Source organism: Croceimicrobium hydrocarbonivorans (assembly GCF_014524565.1).
Taxonomy (GTDB): Bacteria; Bacteroidota; Bacteroidia; order Flavobacteriales; family Schleiferiaceae; genus Croceimicrobium; species Croceimicrobium hydrocarbonivorans.
Map to the genome: position 1 here is coordinate 1553081 of NZ_CP060139.1, position 19377 is coordinate 1572457.

Sequence of the window (19377 nt, forward strand, 5' to 3'; positions counted from 1 at the left end):
AAACTTATCATAAGCTTTGATGGACAAACACTGACCACTTTTATTGGTTTACTTTGCATTCTCATTTTAAGCTTGCTTCATGAAAAGAAGACAATGGGCCATAATCGGTGGTATTGCCATCCTGGCCTTTGCGGTGTTTTTCAAAAACTACCTCGCCACTTCCGCCGAAGGAAAAAGCCCCATCACTCGGGACCAACGAAAACTCATAGCCTACCAAGATCTAAAAGCCGGATCGGTAGCTCTACGTATCCCAATTGACGGGCCAGTAGAAGCGCTCAATAAAATTGAAATCTATTCGGAGGTAACCGGTGTTGTGGGCACTCAATCTCAGAAGTTTAAAGAGGGCAAAGGCTATCAGGCCGGAGAAATAATGCTCCACCTCGAAAACAGCGAAGCTCAAAGTAATTACCAAAGTACCCGCAGCAATTACCTCAGTTTGCTCAGCCAGGTTTTACCCGATATTAAGCTCGATTACCCCGAGCGTTTTGATACCTATTATCAATATCTACGCGAACTGAATAATGGCAATGGTCTGCAATCTCCTCCCAAGGAAAGCAATGAGAAATTACGATTGTTCCTAAGTGGCCGCAATGTGTATAGCGCTTATCAAAATGCTGAAGCCCTGCGGGTGCGCTTAAGCAAATACAATATCGAAGCTCCTTTTGATGGCACCGTAACCGACGCTCGAGTAGAGAGTGGTCAGTTAGTACGGGCCGGTCAAATCTTAGGGGAGTTTATCGGCAAGGGTCAGTTTGAAATGATCAGCAGTCTGAGTCCGGATGAAGCGCGCCTGGTGCAAATTGGGGACAGTGTTTTGCTTAGCAGTACCGATGGTCGCCGACATTATACTGGGGAGGTTTTCCGTAAAAACGAAAAGGTAGATCCCAGCAATCAAAGAATCAGTATTTACATCCGCATTAAGGCCGACAATCTCAATGACGGTGAATACTTAAAAGGATCCCTGGCCGGTCAGGAGATTGAAAATGCCATGAAGATCGACCGCAAATTGTTGATCGACGAGAATAGTCTTTTCCGTATTCAGGATAGCAGCTTGGTACTACAAAAGGTTAAGGTTTTGCACCGCGAGCCTCAGAGTATTATTATTGAAGCTCCCGACTCCAGCTTGCGTTTACCTCAAAGCAAAGTAACCGGCGCTTATACAGGCATGAAAATTCGCCTCACTAAAAATCAAGCCGAGTGAAACGTTTCCTGGGATTTTTCATCAAATATCCGGTAACGGTAAATGTGCTGATGATCGCATCGCTGATCTTCGGTGCCGTAGCTTGGAATAGCCTTAACTCCACTTTCTTTCCGCTGGTTCCCGAGCGTTTTATCGTTATCAATGCCATTTACCCCGGTGCCTCACCTGAGGAAATTGAAGAAGGGGTAGTCAATAAAATCGAAGAAAACCTAAAAGGGATTTCGGGTATTGATCGCTTTACTTCCAGCAGCAGCGAAAACCTGGCCACCATAACGGTAGAAGTTCTTCGCAATGCCAATAGCAAAGAGGTTCTGGATGATGTAGAAAATGCGGTAAATCAAATTCCCTCCTTCCCCGCCGGATTGGAGCCTGTAACCGTATTCCTGCGCGAGAATGTCACGCTGAGTATCACCTTTGCCTTGCAAGGCGAAGAGCTCAGCTTAAATGCCTTAAAATCTACGGCCCGCGAAATTGAGCATGAGCTACGGAAAATAGACGGCATCTCCAAGGTTGAGCTAATTGGCCTTCCGGATGAAGAAATAGAAATTGCCGTTAACCAAAAGCACATGCGTGCCTACGACCTCAGCTTTGAGCAAATTGGTCAAGCGGTAGCTGCTAGCAATTTGGATATTACCGGTGGTAAAATTGAAACCGAAGAAGAGGAACTCCTCATTCGGGCACGCTACAAATCTTACGAGGCAGAAGACCTCCTCAATATCGTTGTAAAAGCTAATCCTCAGGGAGCGGCGGTGCGTTTGGCGGATGTAGCCGAGGTACGTAAACAATTTAGCGATGCCCCCGCCACCGTTGAGCTTAATGGCGAAACTGCCGTTAAAGTTTTGATCAATAATACCGATAGTGAAGACATCCTCATTACCGCCGAAGATATACAGGCTTATGTAGCGGACTTTAATGCTGGTCAGGATGTTTTAAAAGCCACGGTAGTAAATAATCGCGCAGACCTGCTTTCGCAACGTAAAGCCCTGCTTATCGAAAACGGTTTGATTGGGGTGGTACTGGTATTGGTGCTGCTGAGTTTATTCCTCAATTTCCGAGTGGCATTTTGGGTTGCCGCGGGTTTACCTATTTCCTTCTTTGGGATGTTCATTTTGGCTACCTATTTCGGAGTAACCATCAATGTGATTTCCCTTTTCGGGATGATTGTAGTTGTGGGGATCCTTGTGGATGATGGTATTGTGGTAAGCGAAAACATTTACCATCATTACGAAAAAGGAAAAAGTCGCATACAGGCTGCTATTGATGGTACCCTGGAGGTATTGCCAGCGGTAATCTCAGCGGTATTAACCACCATGATCGCCTTCTCCACCTTCTTTTATATTGATGGTAGAGCCGGTGATTTCTTTTCCGAAATGTCCTTCATTGTAATTGCCACTTTGGGGGTATCACTAATAGAAGCACTGTTAATCTTACCCTCTCATATCGGGCATTCCAAAGCCTTGAGCTTATCCTACAAAAAGAATGTTCTGGAGCGTAAATTGGAGCATGGATTAAAGAAGATGCGGGAAGGCTTTTACCGTCCTATTCTCAATTTCGCGCTCCGTTATAAATTTCTCACCTTCAGTATTGCCGTGGCTTCCTTCCTCATTACGCTGGGAGCTTTGCAGGGCAAACTGGTACGGGTAAGCTATTTCCCCTTTATCGATCGCGATAATTTTGAGGTAAGCCTTAAAATGCCGGCGGGTACTCGGGAGGAGGTTACGATCTCCTATCTCGATAAGATTCGTGAAGCGGCTTTAGCGGTAAACGACAGTTTAAGGGATCAAGTGCCTGGCGGACAGGATGTAATTCGCATGGTAGAGCTCAGCACGGGCCCCACTACCAATGAAGGGAAACTGGATGTGATTCTGCTAAATAGCGAGGAACGAATCATTAGCAGTACTCTGGTGGTAAATGCCCTGCGAGACCAAACCGGTCCGATCTATGAGGCCGAAAATCTAACCTTCGGAACCGTGGGTGCCTTTGGTAAGCCAGTATCCGTATCGCTATTAAGTAAGGACTACAGCGAGTTGGAAGCGGTAAAATATCGGCTTAAAAACCAAATGAATACCGTGGCCGATTTAAGAGATATCGTAGACACTGACCTTGAGGGTGTGCGCGAAATCCGACTTAAGCTGAAGGAAAAAGCCTATCTCCTAGGACTTAACCCTGCTAGCTTAATGCAGCAGGTGCGACAAGGCTTTTTCGGCTACGAGGTACAACGTCTACAAGTACGCGAAGATGAAGTGAAGGTTTGGGTTCGCTACGATGATCAAACTCGTGGCTCTATCTACAACCTCGAAGAAATGTACATCCGTTCCCCTCAGGGAGGAAAATTCCCCCTGCGTGAACTGGCCGACTATAGCATTGAAAGGGGTCCCCTTACCATCAACCACCTCGATGGCGAAAGAGAGATTAAAGTAGAAGCCGATTTAGCAGACCCTAATGGCTCAGCACCGGATATGATTGCCTATGTGCGCGACACTATTTTACCACCCATCTTAGCGGATTACCCCGGAGTATCCGTGCTCTTCGAAGGACAAAATCGTGAGGCACAGAAAACCATGGTATCCGCCCAAAAAACCTTCCCATTAATTCTGGTATTGATCATCCTGGTGATCACCTTTACCTTCCGGAGTTTCTATCAGGCGGTGGTGATCTTTACCTTGATTCCATTGAGTTTGGTAGGGGTAGCCTGGGGTCATTATTTACATGGAATTCCCCTAAGTATCTTCTCCTTCCTTGGGATTATTGCTCTGATTGGAGTAATCGTGAACGACAGCCTGGTATTGGTAAGTAAGATGAATAATTACCTAAAGGAAGGCTTGGAATTTAAGGAAGCCGTTTTCCAGGCGGGTCTTTCTCGCTTTAGGGCGATTCTCTTAACCAGTGCCACCACCATTGCCGGTTTAGCGCCTTTAATTTTAGAGAAGAGTGTGCAGGCCCAATTCCTGATTCCGATGGCCATTTCCCTAGCCTATGGTATTCTGATGGCTACCTTCTTAACTCTGGTATTATTACCCGTATTACTGACCTATTTAAATCACGCCAAGGTTTACGGACTTTGGTTCTGGAGAGGCAGCAAACCCAGTCATGAAGAGGTTGAACCCGCTATAATCGAAATGCAAGATGAAGAAGAATAGCCTCCTATTAATCTTAGCGCTTTTCGCGGCACAGGCTCAGGCCCAAAGCGACACGCTGGCCTTAAGTGAAGCAGTACGCATAGCCTTGGAGCAAAACCTCGATATCCGCGTGGCTCAGCAAAGTCAACGTATAGCCGACAAGCAAGAGAATTGGGGCCAGGCGGGTTTCTTACCCAATGTTAGTGCCAATGCTGCCTACAGCTATTCTCAAACCGATGTACAACAGCAATTGGCGGTGGGCAGTGATACCAGTGGCGCACCTGCTCCCATCCGTGAATTTAACGATGCGGTTGCCGAAAATTACAGCGCCGGAATCAATGCCAGCTATGTACTCTTTGATGGATTAGGTCGAATTAACAATCTGCAAAAGCTGCAATTGCAAAAAGAGCAAAGTGAAGTACAATTGCGCTTTACCATCGAAAACACCCTCTTGCAGGTGTTCAGTGCCTATTTCAATTTGGCGCAGCAAAGTGAGCAGGTAGACATTGCTAGGGAATCCGTTAAGCTTTCGCTGAAGCGATACCAAAGAGCAGAAACCGCCCTGGAATTAGGGTCCCAGAGTCGTCTGGAGGCCTTGAGTGCTCAGGTCGACTTACGTCGTGATAGTGTAGCTCTCTTCAATGCACAGAACAGCCTGGAGAAAGGTCTGCGCGAATTGAATAGACTGCTCAATTTTCCCATTGATACCAGCTATGCCTTTGAAACCCAATTGGACTATCGCAGTGATTTGATCTTTGGCAGCTTACTTACGGAGGCCATGCAAAACAATGCTGCTTTAATTCAAGCGCAAATTGCCCGCGACATTAACCGTAAAAACCTCAACATTGCCTGGAGTGATCGTTTGCCAGAAATTGCTGCTAATGCAGGATATTCCTACAGCAGACAGGATAATGAGGGAGGTTTTTTACGCTTTACCCAAAATACAGGTTGGAATTATGGCCTGAGTGCACAATGGAATATCTTTAGCTCCTATCGCTCCCAAACCGCAGTGGAAGTGGCTCGCATTGCTATCTTCCAATCAGAATTAAGTCAGGAAAAAGCCAAACAACAGGTGCAAACCGACTTAGCCAATGCTTGGCTCGACTATACCAATGCCCGCAAGGTTTTAGATCTGGAGCGACGTAATCTAAAAGTAGCGCTGATCAATTTTGAGCGTAGTGAAGAAGCTTATGCCTTAGGGAATATTACCAATGTGCAATTACGTGAAGCGCAGCTCAATTACATCAGCACCAAAGCCTCCTTAAACAGCCTGCGCTATCAACTTAAATTAGCAGAGATCGAATTGCAGAGGGTTGCAGGAGTATTGATGCAAAATACCCCATAAAAAAACCTCGTCTTTGCAGACGAGGTTCAAATTCTAGTGTTTGATTAGATCCCTATTCACAACTTAGTTCAGCTATGATATCGTAACTAATACGTGAGCCAGCACCGGTAAATACACGGCGCATCACGTAAATGGTCATCTTGGTAATGGTCTTCCCTTCCGCAACGCTAAAGAACTTACGTGGCACCATATAAGTTTTGAAAACTCCGTCTCCGTAAGAGGTCATCTGCAATTGCGGATAGTTCCCAACGGTGAAGGCATTATTAGCAATCTTTACAGTAGTACTGTCACTTAAAGTCGCTTCGGCGAAGAACCAAACATCGTCAGTTGCCAGGTTCTGCATTCCCTCTACCTCTTCCAATTTATTATCATAATACAACATCACCAGATCATCATCTTCAAATGATCCTGGGAAAAGGAAAGCCGGATTACGGGTAGTAACGGGTGGGTCCACCAATATGGTTAAGTCTTCCGATTTAATATCGGGATCACCATAACCACCGCCATCTTTTGGCTTCACCAAAAACTGAATATCATTAGCAAAAACCGTTTGGGCGTCTACCTCGTAAAACTCGGTAGGCGTCATGGTGTAGGAATAAATATTCTCCGCTTCTTTAGTCATGCGAAGAGTGTCATTACTCTCTTTCCAAGGAGCCGTGCCCACTCCATTCACCAAGGGGTGACCAGCGGGATGCTCGGCCGGACTCCAAGTCCAGATGTACATATCTTCCCCTGCTGCGGCAGCATCCAATAAGTTCTGGGTATGATCTAAACTGGCATCCAGTTGACTGAGGTCTACAATAATTTTTAATTCTGTAGTAGGATCTTGATACTCGGGCGGATCGGTGCTAACCTGAGCTGAAAGCGCAGGCCCAAATATTAGGGCAGCCAGAGAAAATATCGTGTTAAACTTCAAATTCTTCATAACTAGTTACTGCGTTTAAAGGTGTAGATATAGCGGGCATATTCCGCATCGCACTTGTTTTTCAGCTCTTCGAAAATCATGTTAGGATCAATGGCGCGAACCATATTTCCCATTCCTACAGTACTGGTATCACCGTCGGTACTGATTAAGTAAAGATTCTCTGGATATTCCGGATCATCAAAGGCATAAGTTCCGTTGAGGGAGCTAAAGGGTAGTCCGTCTAAGGAATTAGCGCTGATCGCGTAAGTATTGTCATTAGAATTGAAGTTAATGGACACGGGATTATCCAGGAAAAAGTCGGTGAATTCCAAAGTTTCCCACTGGGGGAAAGAGCGGTCTTCTACCTCTACCATTTCCAGATCCCAGTTTCCATTAATTCCGGTTATCACCGAGTAGGGAGCACCAATTTCTTTGAAGGGCTCCGGGCGACAAGCGCTTATGGCTAGGGCCAAAAGGCCAAGGCTGAGTAATTTCTTCATAGTACTATAAATTAACATCCTCCGGTAGGGTTCAGTTCAAATTTCGTGGTTTGCTCGGATATAGGGAATTGAATTACCATGCCATTGCAATCCCATGGGTGAGTGCGTACTTCCGTAGCTTCGCCTTCTAGGGCACCGCGACGTTTAATTTGCTGGATACGGTCTCCCTCTCCAAACATTTCGATACGACGCTCATAACGGGCGGCCTCAATAATTTGGCTGGCAGAACTACCTGTAGGTAAATTATTCAAATTAGAACCATAAGCTCTTTCCCGAACGTCGTTAATATCCTGAATCGCCACTGTTAAATCCCCTCCGCTTTCGGCCAAAGCTTCGGCACGCAGAAGTTTTAAATCGGTTAAATGCAGGATGGTTACATTAAACCACTCTTGATTAAATTTCTTAACCAATACGCGAGGGGCATCACCACTCTCATCCAATTCGAAGAAGTTCTTCAATCGACGGTCAGAGGTATCGGCCGCGTAAATATCATAGAATTCACGGCTAGCAAAGAACTCAGGTGGAGAAGCCAAATCTGAACGGTAGTTTCCGAAACCTGAAGAGCGGAAATCACCAAACTCAGGACGGCTGGTATTACTGAAGATTGCTTCGGTAACATCTACAGTATCGTTTTCAAAACGATCGATGCTGCTTCCTAAGCTATATCGTCCACTACCAATAACGGCATTCGCATAAACGGCTGCCTGGGCATAATCTCCCATTTGGAAGTGAATCTTTGCCAAGAAACCATTGGCCGCATCTTGAGAGGCATAATAATCTGAGCTGGGTCTTAAATTGGGGAGAGCCGATTCCAAATCAGCAATGATCTCATTGTAGTTTACCCCTACTGGAGAACGGGCAACAATTTCCTCAAAAGTTCGGGTCTTATAGATAATACCATTGTGACCATTATTTGACGTAAAACCATAAGGTTGAGCAAAAAGACGCAGGATTTCCCACTGGGAGATAGCACGCAAGAATTTGGCTTCTGCTACAATCTCATTACGTTCGGCTGTGCTAAAGTCGAAATTGTCTATTATCTCAAGAATACGGTTACAACGAAAAGCGGTGATATATGGATCAGCGTAAATGCCTCCAATCGTGCTATTGAAGAAAAGGGTATTATGATTAAAGACCTCGGTTAAATCCTCATTGGAACGAGGCTTAGCCAGGTTATCACTTAATAGCTCTCCCAAGTATTGAATGCGACCATTGTAAACATTGGCCGTAACATCATAGCAGCTTTGCAGTACGTTTAATACGTCTTGCTTGGTCTGCAGAGCCTCTTCCTCAGTAAGGTCTGTTCCTTGTAGAGGAGTTTCTAAAATTTTCTCGCAGCCTGTACTCAAAAGCAGGCCACCGGCTACTAGTATTGCGCTAAATGACTTTTTCATGATCTCAGGCTTAGAAGTTAACATTTAAACGAATGGAATAGCTTCGCTCCTGAGGTGGAGTTAAGAAGGTAATATTCACACTCATATTACGATCGGTAGCATTCTCGAAATCACGAGCAATCTCAGGATCCAATCCAGGATATTTAGTGAAGGTGAACAAATTGGTTCCGATGAAAGAAATCTGAGCACCTTTCAATCCTAATTTCTCTAATTGATTACGATTCAAGCGATAGCTTAAAGTTAAATTTCGCAAGCGTAGGTAGCTACCATCATGAATCCACTGATCCGTGTTAATCCATGGAGTGTTAGATCCGTGATTAGCCGCATCTAAAGTTAAGAGTGGGTAAGTAGCTTCGTCACCCGGAGCTCTCCAACGATCGTAAATATGAGGCGTTTTGTTCCAATCATCCATACGGCCTAATTGACGCTTAGAAGAAGAATCATAAATATCCGATCCAATGGTGAACACAAATAGAACGCTTAAATCCCATTGCTTGTACGAAAAGTTATTGGTGATACCACCCACCGCATCAGGTAACACATTACCCACAGGAACACGGTTTGCAGGATCCCAAACAAAGGTTGGATTTCCATCGATATCCAAATAAACAGGACGACCGGTAGTAGGGTCTACATGGCTAAAACGCACCAGGAAGTTCGTTCCAACGGGTTCTCCAACAATGGTACGGGTATCATTAGTACCTCCACCAACAGCATCGGCAGAATAACCACCTAAGCTAACAATCTCATTATGGTTATAAGCAATGTTAAAGTCGGTGGTCCAGCGGAATTCACCCACCAGGTTTCGCGTCTTAATTTGGAATTCAAATCCTTCATTGAAAAGACCTCCAACATTATCATAGAAATTATTAAATCCAGAGACCCTTGGTAAGGTTACATTCAATAGTACATCTGAAGTATTCTTGCGATAATAGGCTAATTCACCGGTAATACGGTCTTCAAACAAACCATATTCTAAACCTAAGTCGATTACCTGAGTGGTTTCCCAGCGTAAATCAGGATTAGGGTTATTTAAGGGATATAAGATATCCCGACCATCATAGGCCTGAGAAGCATAGTTATAACGTGCTAAAAACTCGTTATTGGTGAGGTTTGCATTTCCAATCCAACCTATACTAGATTTCAATTTTAAATAGTTGATGAAACGGTTCTCCTTCATCCAATTTTCTTCAGAGATAATCCATCCTGCCGAAACGGAAGGGAAATAACCAAAGCGGTTATTGGGCCCAAAGCGAGAACTACCATCCGTACGCATAACTAACTGAGCCAGATACTTGCCTTTATACTGGTAATTGATCCGGGTGAAAACCGACATAAATTTGCTAATGAAGGAAGTAGTTACCGAGTCGAAATCATAGTTATTTCGCAGATCTGCACTTTCATAAAATGCAGAAGGCGCATTAAACACATCATTACGAATACCATTCGCAACGCCATTAGTATCGAAGGTGGTAATGTAATAGGTATGGGTGAAATTTTCTTGATACTCGGTACCTACCATGAAGGCGAACTTGTTATTCTCGTTCAATTGCCAATCGTAAGTACCGGTTAAGAAACCATTGTAGTTATAGGATCTTCTGGGATAACGTTGAGCAGTACCCTGACCACGAGTGGCCACATCAGTTTGATAGGTATTGCGACCCGCTGGTTCCCAAATGTCTTCCATGGATTGGAAATAATCCAAAGAACCCGAAGCTAAAATGGTAAAGTTCTTAAGGGGCGAATACGTAATCTTAGCATTATTGATAGAGCGGAGATCCGTAATTCTCCAATCCTTCAATTCGCGCTGGGCTACAGGGTTAGTACCTTGTAAGAACCAGTCTCCTGGACGAGCCACTGTATCACCAGCACTTACATAATAACGATCCCATTTTACCGGATAATAAGGCAAGGCAGTACTCATAGCTGCTCCCAGACCACCAGACCAGGCATTATCTACCCGATTGTAAATACTTTGGGTTAGACCCGTGCTGGCACTAATACTTAATTTATCATTAAAGCGATAATCTCCATTAAAACGTCCACTCATCCTATCATACTCATCACCAATAATATAGGACTGGTTTTTATCATAAGATAATCCCGCGTAGAAATTATAACGGTCGGTTCCCTTTGATACGCTAAAATCGTAGAAGGCTTTGTAACCTGTGCGTACTACTTGATCAACCCAATCGGTATTATTTCTTTGGGCCTCTTCCCAACTTAAAGCTGGATTGGTTAATACCGGAGTGCCGGTATTGCCATCATTAATCCAGGCTTCGCGGTATAATTGAAGGTACTCCTGAGAATTCAACATCTGAGGGCGCTGAGTAGGCTCTGAAATACCCTGAGTAGTTGAAAAGTTAAATTGGAGTCCGCCTTTGTTACCACGTTTGGTAGTAATTAAGATAACCCCGTTGGCACCACGAGAACCATAGATGGCGGTTGCAGATGCATCCTTCAAAATCTCTACAGATTCAATATCATCCGGGTTTAAGAAAGCCAGTGGGTTTTGGTTCATACCTCCACTGTTACCACGGCTGAAATAATCCTGATTCAATTGAACTCCATCCACGATATAAAGCGGGTCACCCCCTGCTCCGATACTGGTAACTCCCCGTACCCGAACTACCGAAGCCGATCCAGCCAAACCACTACCGGTAACAATCTGTACCCCGGCAGCCTTACCCTGAATCGCAGTTTCGAAACTGGGTGCTGGCATATCGTTCAATTTTTTGGCATCTATTTTCACCACGTTTCCGGTCATTTCCCGGCGACGTTGTACACCATAACCCACCACCACAATCTCGTCTAATTGCGAGCTGCTTTCGGCAAGGGCCATATTTAAAGTTTTGGTTTCACCTTCAGCAAGCTGAACTTCCACTCGCTTGGTTTCAAAACCAATAAAGGCAAACTCTAAGGTGAGCTTCCCGGCTTTTAAGCCACTAAGGCTATAGTTTCCATCAAAGTCGGCCGCGGTTCCGGATCCAGATTGGCCAACAACTAAAACCGATGCTCCCGGTAAGGGCTCACCAGACTTGTCGGTAATCGTCCCCTTAACCACCTGAGCCTCCAGACTCCACACAGCCATGGAAAAAAGCAGTGCAAAGAGAGACTGTAAAGTTCTTTTCATAGAGATTACATTAAGATTGGTTCCTCAAAAGTAGAAAAAAAGCATTAAGTGTAAAAAGTACACTAAAATATTTCTAATTTGCTAACTCTGCGTTCAGATATAATGGCTTGGTTTAGTAGCTATTTTCCCGTTTTTATTCGGGAATCCTAAAGTAGATGAAGTTCAAAGTATTAACTATGATTAATATCAGTATAGCAAGATCTAGGCTCGGCGTTTTTACGGCCATATGGCTTGTTTCCAACTCCTTTGCCCATGCTCAATTAGTGGGAGAGCTTCGGACCATTTCGAAATTCCACAGCCTCGAAATTGAGGATCGAAGGGTAGATATCTGGAAGCCGGCAAATGTTTCAGAAGGCCCCTATCAATTGCTGATTATGCACGATGGGCAAATGCTTTTTCAAGCCGATTCTACTTGGAATGGTCAGGAATGGGGGGTGGATGAATGTTTGGACTCCCTCTATCAACAAAGCCTTATTGGCCCCACCTTGGTAGTAGGCATTTGGAATATCCCGGAACGCCGCCATCAAAACTACTTTCCACAAAAGCCTTTTGAAGCTTTGCCCGAGACCTTTAGGGATTCAGTTCTGCAATTGCAAAGGCCCGGCGAAGAACGAAAGCTTCTCTATGGCAGTCCCAATTCGGATGCCTATTTGCGCTTCATCTTTAAGGAGCTTCTGCCTTGGATTAAATCCGAATACCCCATTCAGACTAATGGAGTTTATATGATGGGCTCCAGTATGGGTGGTTTGATTAGCATGTATGCTGCCCTCGAATACCCTAATGAATTGACAGGGGCTGGATGTATGTCGACCCACTGGCCGGGTTTCTTTCAGAATGAAAACAATCCGGTGCCTGATGCTCTCATTAATTACATCGCCTCTCACGAAGAAGCCGCCACTAAGAGTCGTTGGTATTTTGATCGTGGAGACGCTTCGCTGGATGCGCTTTATCCTCCTCATCAAGATCGGGTGGATTCCCTCTTCCAATCCTGGCCTATGGTAAGCGCTAGGGACTATAAAAGTTTGGTGGCCCCAGGGGATCCACATTGGGAAACCGCCTGGCGCAGTCGATTGCCTTTTGCCCTAATCTACCTCATGGGCAGAAGTAGAGAATAAGTTTAGATATTCTCGTGATTGAGAGTATAAAGGATAGCCGGTTTATGCAATACTCCGGTTTGCTTCTGATTGGTAGCGGATACCAATTTCTCCTTGAGGATTTTCTTACGGAAGTTTCGCTTATCCAATTCCTTACCCAGGATGATCTCGTAAAGCTTTTGGATCTGCCCCAAGGTGAACATTTCAGGTAATAATTCGAAGCCCGTACGGTGATTCACAAAATCATCGCGCAAGCGATCCAAAGCTTCACTTAAAATTTGATTATGGTCGAAAGCCAGGGAAGGCAAACTGTCTAACTCTTGCCAGAACACACGCTCTGCAAAGGAAGACGCTTCTGGTTGAAAATCGTCCATCTTAACCAGAGAAAGGTAAGCCACGGTAATTACCCGCGCTTGCGGATTTTGACGGTAATTCTTCAACCAATCCAAATCCTTGATATCGCTAACCCGATTGGGATCGCCAAAGGCCTTAAACTGTCGTAAGAACACTCCGGAAATTCCAGTGATTTCACTTAAAACGCGATTTGCGGCATCGTCCAGGCCCTCATCATCTACGATCAAATCACCCGGTAAGGCGAACTGAACCTTCTCTTTATTGGCCATTTTTTGCTCGATAAGAAGAATGTTTAACTTCTCATTATCGAAACCAAATACTACGCAATCTACCGATACGTTCGGATTAACATTCTTGAGAGTTTCGCTCACGGTCTAAGTATTGTGGTTGAACCTTGTTTAGGGTCAACAAAATAAGAAAAAATTCCCCAAGTGTAAAAAATACACTAAGTTTGTCTGGTCAGTTTTAAAGGAATGGCAAAGGAAATAAATTCTATTGGAGTTCTGACTTCCGGAGGCGATGCCCCGGGCATGAATGCCGCTATCCGTGCGGTAGTTAGAGCTGGTAATCATTACGGAAAGCGAGTTTTTGGGATTTACGAAGGATATCAAGGTTTGATTGAAAATCAAATTTTGGAATTGAATGCCCGCTCGGTGAAAGGAATCTTAAACCGCGGAGGGACTATTCTCAAGTCTTCTCGTTCCGAAGAATTCAAAACCAAAGAAGGTCGGAAACGCGCCTACGAAAACCTGCAAGCCCATGGCATTGACGCCCTGGTGTTAATTGGTGGTAACGGAACCTTTACCGGAGGCATGTACTTCAGCGAAGAGTTCGACTTCCCCTTAATGGGTTTACCCGGCACCATCGATAATGATTTGGCAGGCACCGATTTTACCATCGGCTTCGATACCGCCTGTAATGTAGTTATCGAATGTGTAGACCGTATTCGTGATACGGCCGAATCTCATAACCGACTCTTTTTAGTGGAAGTAATGGGTCGTGACTCTGGCTTTATCGGCCTGCGAGCCGGTGTAGCTTCCGGAGCGGTAGATGTAATTTTCCCCGAAGAGGAGAATCCCATGATCGACCTTTTCGCCGAATTAGAGCGAGGTGCATCCAACAATAAAACCAACCGAATCATTCTGGTTTCGGAGGGTAATAAAATGGGCAGCATTCAAGAAATCGCCGCTGCCGTTAAAGAGCGTTACCCCCAATGGGAATCTAAAATCACCATTCTTGGGCATTTACAAAGAGGGGGATCCCCCACTTGTACCGATCGGGTTTTAGCCAGCCGCCTGGGTGTGGCCGCCATCGAAAGTTTATTGGATGGCCGCAGAGGCGAAGCTATCGGTATCGTAAACAATCAATTGGCCTATATGCCTTTTGAAGAAGCCATTCGCAGCAAAGCAAAACTCGACATGGAGTTGAATCGCATTCTTAAAATATTAGCATCTTAAAAAATCAAGCAATGAAAAAAATCGCCATTAATGGATTCGGTCGCATCGGCCGTTTGAGCTTCCGCAATCTTATCGCCAAAAACGATGTTGAAGTTGTTGCCATTAACGATCTTACTGATCCCGCAACCTTGGCGCATTTATTAAAGTATGACTCTATTCACGGTCGTTTTCCTCTGCCAGTAAGCCTGGAAGGTGACACCCTGGTGGTTGGTGATCATAGCATTAAGCTTTTTGCAGAGCGCGACCCGGCCAAATTGCCTTGGGGTGATTTAGGTGTAGATCTGGTTTTGGAGTGTACCGGAATTTTCCGCTCAGCTGAGCAAATGGAATTGCACCGTCAGGCTGGTGCTAAGAAAGTACTATTGAGCGCTCCTGCTAAAGGAGGAGTGAAAACCGTGGTATTAGGTGTAAATGATGAAGATTTACAAGCTTCCGACGTAATTGCCAGTAATGCCTCTTGTACCACCAACTGCTTAGCCCCTATGGCCAAGGTTCTGCAAGAAAAATTTGGCATCGTAAAAGGTTTTATGACCACTACCCATGCCTATACTGCTGATCAGCGTTTACAAGACGCCCCTCATAGCGATTTACGTCGAAGCCGTGCAGCTGCCTTAAGCATTATCCCTACTACAACTGGTGCCGCTAAGGCCGTAGGACTGGTGCTCCCCGAATTGAAAGGTAAGCTGGATGGTTTCGCATTACGTGTACCTACCCCAACCGGTTCGGTAACCGACTTAACCGTAGAGTTGGCAAAAGAAGCCAGCAAAGAAGAAATTAATGCGGCCATCAAAGAAGCGGCTGATAGTTATTTGAAAGGCATCCTCGAATACACCGAAGATCCAATCGTATCTGCTGACATCGTGGGCAGTAGCTATAGTTGTATTTTTGATGCCGATTTAACCAACGTAAACGGTAACATGGCCAAAGTTGTAGGTTGGTATGATAATGAAGCCGGATACTCTGCCCGACTTGCTGATATGGCCTTAAAAATGGCTTCTCTGTAAGATCAGATTAGCCTCAATCAAACACTGGTTCTATGATATACCTCGCAGAAAGCGGTAGCACTAAATGCGATGCCGTATTCCTGACTAACGAGGGGGAAGAAATTAAGCGTATCCGCACCATTGGTTTTAACCCCTATTTCCACGATGAGCAATTCGTGGCGAAGGAAATCATTAAGGTACCTGAGATTGCCGAGCTCGGCAGCCAGGTGGATCAAGTTTATTTTTACGGAGCAGGTTGCTCCACTCCCGAATTAAACGAAATCATTGCACGTGGGCTTAAAGCCGGATTTCCCAGTGCGGAAATTCAGGTTGACCACGATTTGAGAGCCTCGGCCTATGCCACCTGGAATGGCCTGCCTCAAATTACCTGTATTTTAGGCACGGGCAGCAATGTAGTGTACTACGATGGTCAAAGATTACAGCCTGGCCGATCTGGCTATGGCTTTATTATTGGCGATGAAGGATCTGCAAGTTATATCGGTAAACGCTTAGTACGCGCCTATCTCTATCGTCAGATGAGCGATGCCCTTTGCCGCGAGTTTGAAGAAACCTTCGGGGTAAATGAAGTTAGTATTCGTGAGAAGGTATATGCTCCCCAAGGGGCTAATGTGTTCCTTGGCAGCTTTGCTCCTTTTGCACATAAGCATCTTCAACATCCCTTTTTCTATCAATTGGTATTCAACGGTTTCCGCGAGTTTATCGAAACCCAGGTACTGCCCTTTTCTCAATCCCAAAAAGTTCCCATTAGCTTTGTAGGGTCTATTGCCTATCATTTTTCTCCGGTTTTGAAAGATGTTCTGGATTTCTTTGATTTACAGGAAGGAAAGATCATTCGTCGCCCGGTAGATGGGCTGATCGACTATTACCGACGCTATAAAATGAACTTACATAAGATTGACCATGGCAACCATTAAGGGCTTTATCTTCGATCTCGACGGAGTAATTGTTGATACAGCAAAATTTCACTTTAAGGCCTGGCATCGCTTGGCCCATGATTTAGGCATCCATTTTACCGAAGAGGAAAACGAACAACTCAAAGGCGTTAGTCGCCGTGAGTCCCTCCAAAAAATATTGGACTGGGGTCAAATCAAATTGAGTGAGTCTGAGTTCGAAAAGCGCATGGCGCAAAAGAACGATTGGTATCTCGAATTTGTACGTGAAATGGGACAGGAAGAAGCCCTGCCCGGAGCCAAGGAGTTTTTACGTGAATCAGCCCAATTGAATTTAACGATTGGTCTGGGTTCGGCTAGTAAAAATGCCCGCCTTATTCTCGATCTTCTCGAAATCACCCCCCTCTTCCAAACCATTATTGACGGCACGGTAGTAAGTCAATCCAAACCCGATCCGGAGGTATTCCTCAAAGGAGCCGAGGCCCTGCAAATGGAGCCCAAATCCTTAGTGGTTTTCGAAGATTCCTTGGCCGGAATAGAAGCCGCTCGTAGGGGTGGATTTCGCACCGTAGGTATTGGCAGCAAATCTATTCTGAAAGATGCCGAAATTGTGGTCTCCGGACTGGATCAAATCAGCCCGGTGGAAGTGATTAACCAACTGAATTTCTAAAATACACATGCATAATAAGTACCTGGTAACCGACGAATGGAAGATCATCGAAGATCGATGGAATCCAAGTTTACACCAAGGTTCCGAGTCGCTGTTTAGTATTGGCAACGGCTTTATGGGCCAAAGAGCTAACTTCGAAGAGAGCTATAGCGGACAAAGTCTGCAGGGTAGCTACTTAGGTGGGGTTTACTATCCCGATAAAACGCGAGTGGGTTGGTGGAAAAACGGTTATCCGGAATACTTTGCCAAGGTGCTGAACTCCGTAAATTGGATTGGCATTCGCTTTCGCGTGGATGGCGTAGAGCTCGACTTAGCCCAGCTAAAAGTGCTGGATTTTTACCGCGAGCTCAATATGAAGGAGGGACATCTCCTGCGTCGTTTCAAAGTAGAAATCCGCGAAGGCCTAACATTCGAAGCCGAGGTTTGTCGCTTTATCAGCATGAAGCGCAAAGAAATTGGAGCAATTAGCTACCAGTTTAAAATTAAAGGTGGCGATGTACCAGTGGAAATTATCCCCTACCTCGATTTTGATGTAGAGAACCACGATTCGAATTACGACGAGAAATTCTGGGAAGGCCTTGAAGAAAATGTGGCCACTCAAAAAGCGGTGATTAAAGCCCGCACCCGCAAACTCGATTTTCAAGTAGCTGCCGCTATGCGCTATGAGCTCTATCATAATGAAAGTGCGCCCCTACCTCTTTATCCCGAAGAAAGCACTCGTGACAAATACGCAGAAAACGCTTTTACCCTTCAGGCGAAAGCCGGCGAGAAATACAGCTTGTACAAATACGCCGCCATCTGTTCCTCATTCCACTACCCTAAAGATTCTTTGGTAGCTAAGGCGGATGAATTAGCCTCTCAGGCCCGTCGTGATGGTTTCAAAACCTTATGGGCAGAGCAAAAAGCCGATTGGCAACAACGCTGGGAACAAAGCGATATCAGCATTGAAGGTGATGCCGAAGCCCAACAGGGAATTCGCTTCAATATCTTCCACCTTAGCCAAACTTATACCGGCGAAGATGCCCGCTTAAACATCGGGCCTAAAGGCTTTACCGGCGAAAAATACGGTGGCTCCACTTACTGGGATACCGAGGCCTACTGCCTGCCCTTCTATATGGCTTCGGCCGGAAAAGAGGTAGCGCGCAACCTTTTGGTATACCGCTACAATCATTTGGAAAAGGCCATCGAAAATGCCGCCAAGCTCGGCTTTAGCAATGGTGCTGCTCTTTACCCCATGGTAACCATGAATGGTGAAGAATGCCATAATGAATGGGAAATCACCTTCGAGGAAATTCATCGTAATGGTGCCATTGCCTTTGGGATTTACAACTATGTACGCTATTTCGGCGATGAGGCCTACCTGGCAGAATATGGCCTGGAGGTACTGATGGCCATTGCCCGTTTCTGGGCCCAGCGCTTTAATTGGAGCGAAAGCAAAAAGCAATATGTGATGCTGGGTGTAACCGGTCCTAATGAGTACGAGAACAACGTAAACAACAACTGGTACACCAATTACTTGGCGAAATGGTGTATTGAATATGCGGCCGAAGTTTATGCCCGAGTAGCTGAAATGGACCCCGCCGCCTTGCAAAGAATTGTGGCCAAAACCGGCTTTAATGCTGAAGGCGAATTGAAGCAATGGCAAGAGATAAGCAGCAATGTATACTTCCCCGTAAATGAGGAGTTGGGCATTGTATTGCAACAAGAAGGCTATCTGGACAAAGAACAACGCATGGCCGATGATTTGGAGCTGAGCGAACGTCCCATAAACCAACACTGGAGCTGGGATCGCATTCTGCGTTCATGCTTTATCAAGCAAGCAGATGTATTACAAGGATTCTACTTCTTTGAAGATCATTTTAGCAAAGAGGAATTAGAACGCAATTTCGATTTCTACGAGCCACGTACCGTTCACGAAAGTTCGCTTTCGCCTTGTGTACATGTTGTTCAAGCGGCCTATTTAGGGAAAATGGACAAGGCTTACGAAATGTACTTACGTACCTCACGCCTGGATCTTGACGATTACAATCGCGAAGTTCATGAAGGCTTGCACATCACTTCCATGGCAGGGACCTGGATGAGTGTTGTAGAAGGATTTGGTGGCATGCGGGTTCGCAATGGACAATTGCATTTTAATCCACGCTTACCCGAGCATTGGAAATCTCTGGCCTTTAAAATCAACTTCCGCAATTCCGTATTGAAAATACGCCTCAGCAGCCAAGATCACGCAATCGAAAAGCTTAGTGGCGATTCGGTTGAAGTGGTAGTGCATGGCGAAACCATCAGCCTGTAAAATAACGCTGAAAAAGCTT

Annotated in this window: 14 protein-coding genes; 9 read left to right on the top strand and 5 right to left on the bottom strand. The window is 45.3% G+C overall.

What is annotated here, in order from left to right; translation table 11 throughout:
- The first annotated feature begins 79 nt into the window (after window positions 1–79).
- Genes H4K34_RS07155 through H4K34_RS07165 form a run of 3 tightly spaced genes read left to right on the top strand, consistent with a single transcriptional unit; the run spans window position 80 to window position 5665 of the window.
- Window positions 80–1201 carry an efflux RND transporter periplasmic adaptor subunit gene (locus H4K34_RS07155; RefSeq protein ID WP_210760138.1) on the top strand — a complete coding sequence of 374 codons (1122 nt, stop codon included), beginning with the start codon at window positions 80–82 and terminating at the stop codon, window positions 1199–1201.
- On the top strand, window positions 1198–4341 hold the full coding sequence (locus H4K34_RS07160) for an efflux RND transporter permease subunit (RefSeq protein WP_210760139.1): 3144 nt from the start codon (window positions 1198–1200) through the stop codon (window positions 4339–4341). Before H4K34_RS07155 ends, H4K34_RS07160 begins: the two co-directional genes overlap by 4 nt.
- A complete protein-coding gene (locus tag H4K34_RS07165; protein WP_210760140.1) occupies window positions 4328–5665 on the top strand; it encodes a TolC family protein in 1338 nt (445 codons plus the stop codon). Before H4K34_RS07160 ends, H4K34_RS07165 begins: the two co-directional genes overlap by 14 nt.
- Before the next feature lie 52 nt (window positions 5666–5717).
- Here H4K34_RS07165 and H4K34_RS07170 read toward each other — a convergent pair whose 3' ends face one another.
- Genes H4K34_RS07170 through H4K34_RS07185 form a run of 4 tightly spaced genes read right to left on the bottom strand, consistent with a single transcriptional unit; the run spans window position 5718 to window position 11596 of the window.
- Window positions 5718–6590 (bottom strand): DUF4961 domain-containing protein, encoded by an 873-nt coding sequence (locus tag H4K34_RS07170; RefSeq protein ID WP_210760141.1) that lies wholly within the window; start codon window positions 6588–6590, stop codon window positions 5718–5720.
- Window positions 6591–6592: 2 nt separating this feature from the next.
- Window positions 6593–7069: a DUF5004 domain-containing protein gene (locus tag H4K34_RS07175; RefSeq protein ID WP_210760142.1), complete on the bottom strand. Its 477-nt coding sequence runs from the start codon at window positions 7067–7069 to the stop codon at window positions 6593–6595.
- A gap of 11 nt (window positions 7070–7080) precedes the next feature.
- The gene (locus H4K34_RS07180) at window positions 7081–8463 is read right to left on the bottom strand and encodes a RagB/SusD family nutrient uptake outer membrane protein (RefSeq protein ID WP_210760143.1); all 1383 of its coding nucleotides are present in this window, start codon (window positions 8461–8463) and stop codon (window positions 7081–7083) included.
- A gap of 10 nt (window positions 8464–8473) precedes the next feature.
- Window positions 8474–11596: a SusC/RagA family TonB-linked outer membrane protein gene (locus H4K34_RS07185; protein WP_210760144.1), complete on the bottom strand. Its 3123-nt coding sequence runs from the start codon at window positions 11594–11596 to the stop codon at window positions 8474–8476.
- Window positions 11597–11751: 155 nt separating this feature from the next.
- Between H4K34_RS07185 and H4K34_RS07190 the strand changes: the two genes are divergently transcribed.
- Window positions 11752–12711 (top strand): alpha/beta hydrolase, encoded by a 960-nt coding sequence (locus H4K34_RS07190; protein ID WP_210760145.1) that lies wholly within the window; start codon window positions 11752–11754, stop codon window positions 12709–12711.
- Window positions 12712–12713: 2 nt separating this feature from the next.
- Here H4K34_RS07190 and H4K34_RS07195 read toward each other — a convergent pair whose 3' ends face one another.
- A complete protein-coding gene (locus tag H4K34_RS07195; RefSeq protein WP_210760146.1) occupies window positions 12714–13415 on the bottom strand; it encodes an NUDIX hydrolase in 702 nt (233 codons plus the stop codon).
- Window positions 13416–13517: 102 nt separating this feature from the next.
- Between H4K34_RS07195 and pfkA the strand changes: the two genes are divergently transcribed.
- Genes pfkA through H4K34_RS07220 form a run of 5 tightly spaced genes read left to right on the top strand, consistent with a single transcriptional unit; the run spans window position 13518 to window position 19358 of the window.
- Complete coding sequence (gene pfkA, locus H4K34_RS07200) at window positions 13518–14501, top strand: 6-phosphofructokinase (RefSeq protein ID WP_210760147.1); 984 nt, start codon at window positions 13518–13520, stop codon at window positions 14499–14501.
- A gap of 11 nt (window positions 14502–14512) precedes the next feature.
- On the top strand, window positions 14513–15505 hold the full coding sequence (gene gap / locus H4K34_RS07205; RefSeq protein WP_210760148.1) for a type I glyceraldehyde-3-phosphate dehydrogenase: 993 nt from the start codon (window positions 14513–14515) through the stop codon (window positions 15503–15505).
- Between the two features lie 32 nt (window positions 15506–15537).
- Complete coding sequence (locus tag H4K34_RS07210) at window positions 15538–16419, top strand: N-acetylglucosamine kinase (protein ID WP_210760149.1); 882 nt, start codon at window positions 15538–15540, stop codon at window positions 16417–16419.
- Entirely contained in the window at window positions 16406–17065 is a 660-nt protein-coding gene (gene pgmB, locus H4K34_RS07215; protein ID WP_210760150.1) for a beta-phosphoglucomutase, read from the top strand. The genes H4K34_RS07210 and pgmB overlap by 14 nt, the downstream gene beginning before the upstream one ends.
- A gap of 7 nt (window positions 17066–17072) precedes the next feature.
- The gene (locus H4K34_RS07220; RefSeq protein WP_210760151.1) at window positions 17073–19358 is read left to right on the top strand and encodes a family 65 glycosyl hydrolase domain-containing protein; all 2286 of its coding nucleotides are present in this window, start codon (window positions 17073–17075) and stop codon (window positions 19356–19358) included.
- The last annotated feature ends 19 nt before the right edge of the window (window positions 19359–19377 follow it).